This is a genomic window from Albidovulum sp. (assembly GCF_049646345.1).
GTDB lineage: Bacteria > Pseudomonadota > Alphaproteobacteria > Rhodobacterales > Rhodobacteraceae > Albidovulum.
Genome location: NZ_JBARVQ010000199.1, coordinates 1 through 1,917 on the forward strand (window position 1 = coordinate 1; position 1,917 = coordinate 1,917).

The window sequence follows — 1,917 nt, forward strand, 5'->3', positions numbered from 1 at the left end:
GCGTGTGCATCGACGAAATGATGTCGATCAGGCCCGAGGCGACAGCCTCGACCACCGCCAGCCGGTCGTCTTCGCTGCGCAGGGGCGGCTTGACCTTGAAGAAGGTGCGATAGTCGCCGACGTCGAATTCGTTGAGCGTCAGGTGGTGGATCGAGGTGCCTGCGGTTACGTCGAAGCCGTTATTCTTGGCGCGTTCCAGCGGGGGCAGGGCGCGGGCGGTGGTGATCTGGTCGAAATGGTAGCGCACCCCGGTCATCTCGACGAGGCCCATATCGCGGTCGAAACCGATGCGTTCGGCCATCGGGCTGACGCCGGGCAGGCCGCGAAGCGAGGCGAACTTGCCTGAGGTCGTGGCGGCCCCGATCGAGAGGATCGGTTCCTGCGGATGGCCCATGACAAGGGCACCCAGCGACTTGGCATAGGTCAGGGCGCGGGCCAATACCTTGGTGTCGGTAACCACATGATCGCAATCGGTAAAAGCCACGGCCCCGGCATCGAGCAGGAACCCGATCTCGGTCATCTCGCGCCCTTCGCGGTGCTTGGTCAGTGCCGCCATGTGGCGGATGCGGACGGGCGAGGCCTCGGCCGCGCGGCGGGTGACGAATTCGAGCGTTTCGGGGTCGTCGATGGCCGGATCGGTATCGGGCCGGGCGATGATCGTGGTGACGCCGCCAGCGGCGGCGGCAAGGCCCGCCGACCGGAAACTTTCCTTGTGCCGCTCGCCCGGTTCGCCGATCTTGACGCCGAGATCGACGATGCCGGGGGCGAGGCATTTGCCGTCGGCATCCTGTCGGCGAAGTGTCGGACTTTTGTCGGGCAAACCGTCGGGCGTGTCGAAGATGCGCGCGATGACGCCATCCTCGACCAAGAGAGCGCCGAGCGTATCGGTTCCGGCCTCGGGGTCGATCAGGCGGGCATTGGTGAGGAGGGTGGTCATTGGGCGGCCTCCCATGCGCTTTGCGATGCTTCCAGAATTTCCCGTGCCGTCGGGCCGTCCGATCTATTCGGGATCGGCAGAATGCGGCTGTTGCCACCAAGGAAAGAACGTTTCCAAGAAAATGGCCGTTTTAAGCGCAGTCTCAGGAGTACGTTTGTCGTGGCTGTGTGTTGTTCCATTGCCGAACCGGCATCGGATACAGGTTTGCCACGAGCGAGCAGGATCGGGCGTTCGCTGTCCTTCCACGGAAATTCGTCGGTAATTCTGTCGTCAACAAATCTAACTGCGCGTTCTTCCGTCAGGACAAAGTGCGTCTTGGTGCTGCGCAGCCAGAGGACAAACAGGTAGGGGCCGACCGCCATGCCTGTCATGGCCAATGACCATGCTCCTGCGCCGCGCAAGGGGAGGGCGAATAGAGCCACGGCAAATCCGGACGTTGCAACCAGTGCGATCACTCTGAGCGTTTTCAGGTTTTCAACCCGAGTGGGGTGCGGAACGCGAATCAGCACACGTTCGTTCGGGCTCAGGACGCGGCGCCAGTTTTCGGTTTCCATGTCCGTCAAACCCGCACCTCCGGTCCGCTTGCGGACCGGACCGCGTCCGCCCGCCCCCAGGCGGGCGCGGTTCCCGCTCCCGCCCCGGTCGGTCGCGGTCCTCTGTGGCGACAGGTGCCGTCGACACCGTCTTCGACCAGCACCGCGCCGAGCGTATCGGTTCCTGCCTCCGGGTCGATCAGGCGGGCATTGGTGAGGAGGGTGGTCATTGGGCAGCCTCCCATCCGCGTGTTGTGACCTCAAAGATGCGTTCGGTTGGCATATGCTGCAACGGAGTTCCGATGCGCAACTCGCGGTCGTCAAACCCTGTGATGAAACTTCTCAATGTTATCGGAGACGGCGCTTTTTTGACCAGCCGAACCACCGGAGCCAGACGAAACACTTTGCTCATTGCCTGGTAAATAAATGCCTTGCTTTCAGCCATCG

Annotated in this window: 4 protein-coding genes; all 4 read right to left on the reverse strand. The window is 62.8% G+C overall.

Translation table 11 applies throughout. The features are described 5' to 3' along the window. Positions 1 to 937: dihydroorotase (locus WBB85_RS04815; RefSeq protein ID WP_432637489.1), on the reverse strand; the 937-nt coding region annotated here is incomplete at its 3' end. After that, a complete protein-coding gene (locus WBB85_RS04820) occupies positions 934 to 1,500 on the reverse strand; it encodes a hypothetical protein (protein WP_432637490.1) in 567 nt (188 codons plus the stop codon). The genes WBB85_RS04815 and WBB85_RS04820, both read right to left, overlap by 4 nt. Beyond that, positions 1,497 to 1,700 carry a hypothetical protein gene (locus WBB85_RS04825; protein WP_432637492.1) on the reverse strand — a complete coding sequence of 68 codons (204 nt, stop codon included), beginning with the start codon at positions 1,698 to 1,700 and terminating at the stop codon, positions 1,497 to 1,499. The genes WBB85_RS04820 and WBB85_RS04825 overlap by 4 nt, the downstream gene beginning before the upstream one ends. Then, positions 1,697 to 1,917, reverse strand: a 221-nt coding sequence (locus WBB85_RS04830; RefSeq protein WP_432637491.1) for a hypothetical protein, incomplete at its 5' end; no start/stop codon positions are given. The genes WBB85_RS04825 and WBB85_RS04830, both read right to left, overlap by 4 nt.